Origin of the sequence: Actinomycetospora sp., from assembly GCF_036497245.1 — a bacterium.
GTDB lineage: Bacteria > Actinomycetota > Actinomycetes > Mycobacteriales > Pseudonocardiaceae > Actinomycetospora.
Window position 1 is genome coordinate 1 of sequence record NZ_DASXJS010000276.1, and the last position, 7122, is coordinate 7122.

Sequence of the window (7122 nt, forward strand, 5' to 3'; positions counted from 1 at the left end):
CTTCGCGACCTCGTCGCGCTGCTCCGGCGGCACGAGCGTGACGACGTCCCCGGTGGCGCCGGCCCGGGCGGTCCGCCCGGAGCGGTGCAGGTAGGCCTTGTGCTCGGCAGGCGGGTCGACGTGCACCACGAGCGCGACGTCGTCGACGTGGATGCCGCGGGCCGCGATGTCGGTGGCGACGAGGACCCGCACGTCACCGTCGCGGAACAGGCCGAGGTTGCGGTCCCGTGCGCCCTGGCTCAGGTTGCCGTGCAGCTCGGCGGCGGGGATGCCCGCCGAGGTGAGCTGCCGCGAGAGCCGGCGGGCGGAGTGCTTGGTGCGGGTGAAGAACATGGTGCGGCCGCGACCGCCCGCGAGCTCCGCGACGACGGCGGTCCGGTCGTCCTTGCGCACGGTGAACACGTGGTGGGTCATGTCCGGCACCGGCTCGCTGGCGCGGTCGACACTGTGGGTGACCGGGTTCTGCAGGAACTCGCGGACGATGCGGTCGACCTCGCCGTCGAGCGTCGCCGAGAACAGCAGGCGCTGGGTCCCCGACGGCGTGCGGCGCAGCAGCCGGCGGACCGCGGGCAGGAAGCCGAGGTCGGACATGTGGTCCGCCTCGTCGAGGACGGTCACCTCGACGCGGTCGAGGTCGAGCAGGCCCTGGCCGATGAGGTCCTCGAGCCGGCCCGGGCAGGCGATGAGCAGGTCCACGCCGCGGCGCAGGGCCTGCTCCTGGGGGCGCTGGCCCACGCCGCCGTAGACGACGGTCTGCTCGAGGCCGAGGGCCTCGGTGAGCGGGGCGAGCGCGTCCCGGACCTGGCCGGCGAGCTCGCGGGTGGGGAGCAGCACCAGGGCGCGCGGGCGCGACGGCCGCGTCGGGGCGTCGCAGCGGGCGAGCCGGGACAGCACCGGTAGCCCGAACGCGAGGGTCTTGCCGCTGCCGGTGCGTCCGCGGCCGAGCACATCTCGGCCGGCGAGGGCGTCCGGGACCGCGGCGGACTGGATCGGCGTCGGCTCGGTGATGCCGTGGCCTGCGAGGACCTCGGCGACCGAGGGCGAGATGCCCAGCGCGGTGAACGGCAGGGGAGCGTCAGAGATGAGGAGTCACCTGAATCCGGAGAAGGCCGCCCGGCGGGCTCTGGAACCGCGTCCCGGGCGGGGGTACGCCGGGGCGGTGGCCCGACGTCGTTGCTCACCCAGTGTGGCAGAGGTGGATGTCCACCACGCGGCCCACAGGGCAAGATCACAGGCCGGAGCCCCCTCGGGACCTCGACACGGTGCGCCCGCCTTCTACGTGTCGCGGTCACTTACCGCCCCCCGAACGCCGGTGCCAGCCTGACCTTTCTCCGCTGGTACCACCACTCGACGGCGCCCGTTGAACCTGCTGGGGGAATTCGTGACGACTTCTGCTGCGCCCGAGGACACCACGGTCCACATCCTCTGGATGAACGCCGGACTCTCCTGTGACGGCGACTCGGTGGCCCTGACGGCCGCCACTCAGCCTTCCATCGAGGAGATCGCCCTGGGGGCCCTGCCGGGGCTGCCGACGGTCGCGGTGCACTGGCCGCTGATCGATTTCGAGTCCGGCCCGGACAAGGGCGCGGACACCTTCATCGAGTGGTTCTTCAAGGCCGAGCGCGGCGAGCTCGACGGACCGTTCGTGCTGGTCATCGAGGGCTCGATCCCGAACGAGTCGATCAAGAAAGAGGGCTACTGGTCCGGGTTCGGCAACGACCCGGCCACCGGCCAGCCCCGCACGACGAGCGAGTGGATCGACCGGCTCGCCCCCAAGGCGGCCATCGTGCTCGCCGTCGGCACCTGCGCGACGTACGGCGGCATCCACGCCATGGCCGGCAACCCGACCGGCGCGATGGGCGTGGCCGACTACCTCGGCTGGGACTGGAAGTCCGTCCTCGGCATCCCGATCGTCAACGTCCCGGGCTGCCCGATCCACCCGGACAACCTCTCCGAGACCATCCTCTACCTGCTCTACCAGGCCGTCGGCTCCGCGCCGATGATCCCGCTCGACGAGGCCCTGCGCCCGACGTGGCTCTTCGGCGCCACGGTGCACGAGGGCTGCGACCGCGGCGGCTACTACGAGCAGGGCCAGTTCGCGACCGAGTACGGCCAGCCCGAGTGCATCGTCAAGCTCGGCTGCTGGGGCCCCGTCGTGAAGTGCAACGTGCCCAAGCGGGGCTGGATCAACGGCATCGGCGGCTGTCCGAACGTCGGCGGCATCTGCATCGGCTGCACCATGCCCGGCTTCCCCGACAAGTTCATGCCCTTCATGGATCCGCCCCCCGGCAGCCGGGTCTCCGGCGCCGCGAGCGGCGCCTACGGCGGAGTCATCCGCAGGCTGCGCAAGATCACGCAGAAGACCGTCGACACCGAGCCGCGCTGGCGGCACAAGGGTCGCAAGCTCGACACCGGTTATCAGCCCGTCGCGTTCTGAAAGGTCGTAACTGATGACCGCCACCGCACCGAAGCACGCGACGGGGCAGAAGACCGACCTCGTCGAGATGGCCTGGGACCCGATCACCCGCATCGTCGGCAGTCTCGGGATCTACACCAAGATCGATTTCGCGGCGAAACGCGTGGCGGAGTGCCATTCGACGTCGTCGATCTTCCGTGGCTACTCCATCTTCATGAAGGGCAAGGATCCGCGCGACGCGCACTTCATCACGAGTCGCATCTGCGGGATCTGCGGCGACAACCACGCGACCTGTTCGGTCTACAACCAGAACATGGCCTACGGAGTGCGTCCGCCGCACCTCGGGGAATGGATCATCAACCTCGGCGAGGCCGCCGAGTACATGTTCGACCACAACCTGTACCAGGAGAACCTGGTCGGGGTGGACTTCTGCGAGAAGATGATCTCGGAGACGAACCCCGGGGTGCTCGAGCTGGCCAACCGCACCGAGGCGCGGGGCGCCGCCGAGCACGGCTACCGCACCGTCGGCGACATCATGCGGGCCCTCAACCCGTTCACCGGCGAGTTCTACCGCGAGGCGCTGCAGGTCTCGCGCTACACGCGCGAGATGTTCTGCCTGATGGAGGGGCGCCACGTCCACCCGTCGACGCTCTACCCGGGCGGCGTCGGGACGACGGCGACCATCCAGCTCTTCACCGACTACCTGTCCCGGCTGATGCGGTACGTGGAGTTCATGAAGCGGGTCGTGCCGATGCACGACGACCTCTTCGACTTCATGTACGAGGCCCTGCCCGGATACGAGGAGGTCGGCCGCCGGCGGGTGCTCCTGGGCTGCTGGGGCTCGCTGAACGACCCGGACCACTGCGACTTCGACTACCGCACGATGACCAACTGGGGACGGAAGATGTTCGTCACCCCGGGCATCGTCGTCGACGGGAAACTGGTCACCACCGACCTCGTCGAGATCAACCTCGGCATCCGGGTCCTCCTGGGGAGCTCCTTCTACCGGGGCTGGGAGGACCAGGAGATGTTCGTCAAGCGCGATCCGCTGGGCAATCCGGTCTCCCAGGACCACCCCTGGAACCAGCACACGATCCCCGCGCCGCAGAAGCGCGACTTCGACGACAAGTACTCGTGGACCATGTCGCCGCGCTGGTTCGACGGCAAGGAGCACCTGCCGCTGGACACCGGCGGCGGCCCGATCGCGCGGCTGTGGGCAACGGCGCTCGCGGGCTTCGTCGACATCGGCAGCGTCAAGTCGACCGGGCACAGCGTGGAGATCAACCTCCCCCGCACCGCCCTCAAGCCCGCGCGCAGCTTCACGTGGACCCCGCCGACGGACAAGACCGGCGCGCCGCTGTCCAACGCCATCGAGCGCGACCGCGCCCGCACCTACTTCCAGGCCTACGCCGCGGCCGCCGCGCTGCACTTCATCGAGAAGGCGATGGCCGAGGTGCGCGGCGGCAACACGAAGACCTGGGAGAGCTTCGTGGTGCCCGACGAGTCCGTGAGCTGCGGGTTCACCGAGGCGGTCCGCGGCGTGCTCTCGCACCACATGGTGGTGCGGGACGGGAAGATCGCGAACTACCACCCGTACCCGCCGACGCCGTGGAACGGGAGCGTCCGCGACAAGTTCGGCACGCCCGGCCCCTACGAGGACGCGGTGCAGAACACCCCGATCTTCGAGGAGAACAGTCCGGACAACTTCAAGGGCATCGACATCATGCGGGCGGTCCGCAGTTTCGACCCGTGCCTGCCGTGCGGCGTGCACATGTATCTGGGCAACGGGAAACAGCTGCACCGGGAGACCTCGCCGACGCAGCTGAACCTCCCGTGACGGCGGACCACTCCGAGGCCCCCGACCCGGCACAGCTCGCCCAGGCCATCGAGGAGATCCTCGGCGAGCTGGCCGCAGCGGGCGAGCGGGCCGGACGGTCGGGCGAGGAGCTCGTCCGGGTCCTCATGCAGTTCTACGGCGCCGGGCTGGAACAGCTGGTCTCGGTGGTGCGCGTCGCGGGGGGCGACGACCTGGTGCACCGGCTCAGCGGCGACCCGCTGGTGTCGGCGCTGCTCGCCCTGCACGACCTGCACCCGGTCGATCTGCCGACCCGGGTCGGGCACGGGCTGAACACCGCGCGGCGACGGCTGGGCAGCCACGGTGCGGGCATCGCGCTCGACCACCTCGAGCTCGACACCGGCACGGTCTACGTGAGCCTCGGCGGCGGGGGCTGCGGCACCGGCGACACCGTGCGCGACGTCGTCCGCAAGGCGCTCGGCGAGCTGACTCCGGAGATCGTGGCGATCGAGTTCCTGACGGAGCCGGCGGGCCCGGCGCTCATCCAGATCGGGATGCGGCCGCCCGAGCTCGCGGCGGGGTCGTGAGCGCGCCCGCCGGGGGCGTCACCGGCCTGCGGCGGTTCCTCGCGGCCCGGCCGGCGGAACCGGTCGTCGAGCGGTGCGACCTGTGCGCGGCGGAGATCCCCGAGGAGCACTCGCACCTGGTGCGGCCCGGGGAGCGCTCGCTGCGCTGCGCGTGCCGGCCGTGCGCCCTGCTCTTCAGCGAGGAGCGCGCGGGGGCCGACGGCTCGTTCGTCGCGGGCTACCGGACGGTGCCCGACCGACACCGCCGGGACCCGGACTTCACCCTCACCGACGCCGCGTGGGACACCCTGCAGATCCCCGTCTCGACCGCGTTCTTCCTCGTCGACTCGACGCGCGACGGGGTGCTCGCCTGCTATCCGAGCCCCGCGGGTGCCACCGAGAGCGAACTGGACCTCGAGCACTTCGACGAAGGGGTGGGCCTCTCCCGGCTGGCGGCGATGCTCCAGCCGGACGTCGAGGCCCTGCTCGTGCGGCGCTCCCGCGACGGGAACGCTGAATGCTTCCTCGTCCCGATCGACGCCTGCTACCGGCTCGTGGGCCTCGTGCGCACCACGTGGAAGGGGTTCGACGGCGGCGCGGCGGCGTGGGCCGCGATCGACGGGTTCTTCGACGACGTCCGCGGCCGTGCTCGAGACCTGGGGCCCAGGGATCCGGAGCCGATCTCATGACGCTGCCCTTCCCCCGCTCCGCGCCCGGTCCGGCGCTGCACTTCGCCGTCGAGTCCGCCGACCACGACCCGCACGCCATGGGCCCGACGCTGCGGCTGCGCATCCGGGTCGGCGACGCCACCGGGACGACGGTGCACACGATCGCGCTGCGCGCGCAGGTCCGGATCGAGCCGCGGAAGCGCCGCTACAGCGAGGCCGAGCAGCACCGGCTCGTGGAGCTCTTCGGCGAGCCCGGCAACTGGGCGCGCTCGTGCAACCCGATGCAGCTCGCGACGGTGTCGACGCTGGTCGGGACGTTCACCGGCGAGACGACCGTCGACATCGAGGTGCCGCTGACCTACGACGTCGAGATCGCCTCCACCCGCTACTTCCGGGGCCTCGACGACGGCGAGGTGCCGCTGCTCGTGCTGTTCAGCGGCACCGTGTTCTACCGCTCGGCCCAGGGGGTGCAGGTCGGGCTCGTGCCGTGGCACGAGGAGGCGACGTTCCGGCTCCCGATCGCGCTGTGGCGGGACATGATGGCCGCCCACTACGCGGGGACGGCCTGGCTCGCGCTGCCCGAGTACACGATGTCCCGGCTCACCGCGTGGCGCGCGGCGCAGGCGCTGCCGAGCTGGGAGCAGACGATCGACGAGCTGCTCTCCCGGGCGGGGGACGCGCCGTGACGGCCGCGACCGGGCTCGACGACGTCGCCGGCGTGGCCGACGCGGTGCTGTTCGAGGGCTACCTGCTCTACCCCTACAGGGCCTCGGCGCAGAAGAACGCGCTGCGCTGGCAGTTCGGGGTGCTCGTCCCGGCGGGCGCAGGCGGCGGCGAGCCGTCGCGCAGCCGCACCGAGTGCCTCGTCGAGCCCCGGCCCGGCGCGCGGCTCGCGCTGCGGCTGCGGTTCCTGCACCGGCAGCGGCGGACCGTCCTCGACGCCGGCGGCGAACCCCGTGTGCAGCTCGAGGTCGACGGCGCGCCGCATTTCGGCTGGGACGAGGGCGTGCCCCGGCAGGTCGACGCCGACATCTCGGTCGACGAGCTGCGCGAGGGCCCGGTCACCGTGGCCGTCGAGCTCCCCGCGGGCCGGGTGCGCGAGCCGATCCGCGACTCCGGCGGGGCGTACCACGGCTGCTACGCACGGGACACCGACGCGCTGACCGGCCGGATCGTCGTCGGCCTGGAACCGGTGCCCGGTCCGTACGGCGCGATGCGCCTGCGTCTCGACGTCGTCAACGACGGGGAACGTCCGGACGACGGGCGCGATCGCGACCTGGACCGTGCGTTCATCGCCGCGCACACCGTGCTGGCCCTCGACGGTGGTGCGTTCGTCTCGGCCACCGACCCGCCCGAGTGGGCCGCGCCCGCCGTCGCGGCCTGCGTCAACGAGCACAGCTGGCCGGTGCTGGCCGGTCCGGAGGGATGCACGTCGCTGCTGCTCGCGACGCCGATCATCCTCGCCGACCACCCGCAGCTGGCCCCCGAGAGCCCGACCGACCTCTTCGACGGCACCGAGAACGACGAGATCCTCACCCTGCGCACGGCCGCGCTGACCGACGCCGAGAAGCGCGAGGCGCGGGCCACCGACCCGCGGGCGGCCCACATCGTCGACGCGATCGACGCGATGGGCCCGGCCATGTTCGAGCGACTGCACGGGGCGATCCGCCCGGACGG

Annotated in this window: 7 protein-coding genes; 6 read left to right on the forward strand and 1 reads right to left on the reverse strand. The window is 71.7% G+C overall.

Features of this window, described 5'->3' with window-relative positions:
* Positions 1–1083, reverse strand: a 1083-nt coding sequence (locus tag VGI02_RS27950) for a DEAD/DEAH box helicase (RefSeq protein ID WP_331633161.1), incomplete at its 3' end; no start/stop codon positions are given.
* Between the two features lie 346 nt (positions 1084–1429).
* Between VGI02_RS27950 and VGI02_RS27955 the strand changes: the two genes are divergently transcribed.
* The 6 genes from VGI02_RS27955 to VGI02_RS27980 form a co-directional block, all read left to right on the forward strand.
* On the forward strand, positions 1430–2437 hold the full coding sequence (locus tag VGI02_RS27955; RefSeq protein WP_331633163.1) for an NADH-quinone oxidoreductase subunit B family protein: 1008 nt from the start codon (positions 1430–1432) through the stop codon (positions 2435–2437).
* Between the two features lie 13 nt (positions 2438–2450).
* Complete coding sequence (locus tag VGI02_RS27960; RefSeq protein ID WP_331633151.1) at positions 2451–4253, forward strand: nickel-dependent hydrogenase large subunit; 1803 nt, start codon at positions 2451–2453, stop codon at positions 4251–4253.
* A complete protein-coding gene (locus VGI02_RS27965) occupies positions 4250–4798 on the forward strand; it encodes a NifU-related iron-sulfur-binding protein (protein WP_331633153.1) in 549 nt (182 codons plus the stop codon). Before VGI02_RS27960 ends, VGI02_RS27965 begins: the two co-directional genes overlap by 4 nt.
* Complete coding sequence (locus VGI02_RS27970; protein ID WP_331633155.1) at positions 4795–5466, forward strand: DUF5947 family protein; 672 nt, start codon at positions 4795–4797, stop codon at positions 5464–5466. Before VGI02_RS27965 ends, VGI02_RS27970 begins: the two co-directional genes overlap by 4 nt.
* Positions 5463–6131 (forward strand): DUF6084 family protein, encoded by a 669-nt coding sequence (locus VGI02_RS27975; protein ID WP_331633157.1) that lies wholly within the window; start codon positions 5463–5465, stop codon positions 6129–6131. The genes VGI02_RS27970 and VGI02_RS27975 overlap by 4 nt, the downstream gene beginning before the upstream one ends.
* The coding region (locus tag VGI02_RS27980) for a hypothetical protein (RefSeq protein ID WP_331633159.1) at positions 6128–7122 on the forward strand (995 nt) is incomplete at its 3' end. The genes VGI02_RS27975 and VGI02_RS27980, both read left to right, overlap by 4 nt.

Coding starts and splice junctions, on each gene's coding strand:
- VGI02_RS27955 (WP_331633163.1), top strand. CDS start 1,430: ATGAACGCCGGACTCTCCTGTGACGGCGACTCGGTGGCCCTGACGGCC.
- VGI02_RS27960 (WP_331633151.1), top strand. CDS start 2,451: ATGACCGCCACCGCACCGAAGCACGCGACGGGGCAGAAGACCGACCTC.
- VGI02_RS27975 (WP_331633157.1), top strand. CDS start 5,463: ATGACGCTGCCCTTCCCCCGCTCCGCGCCCGGTCCGGCGCTGCACTTC.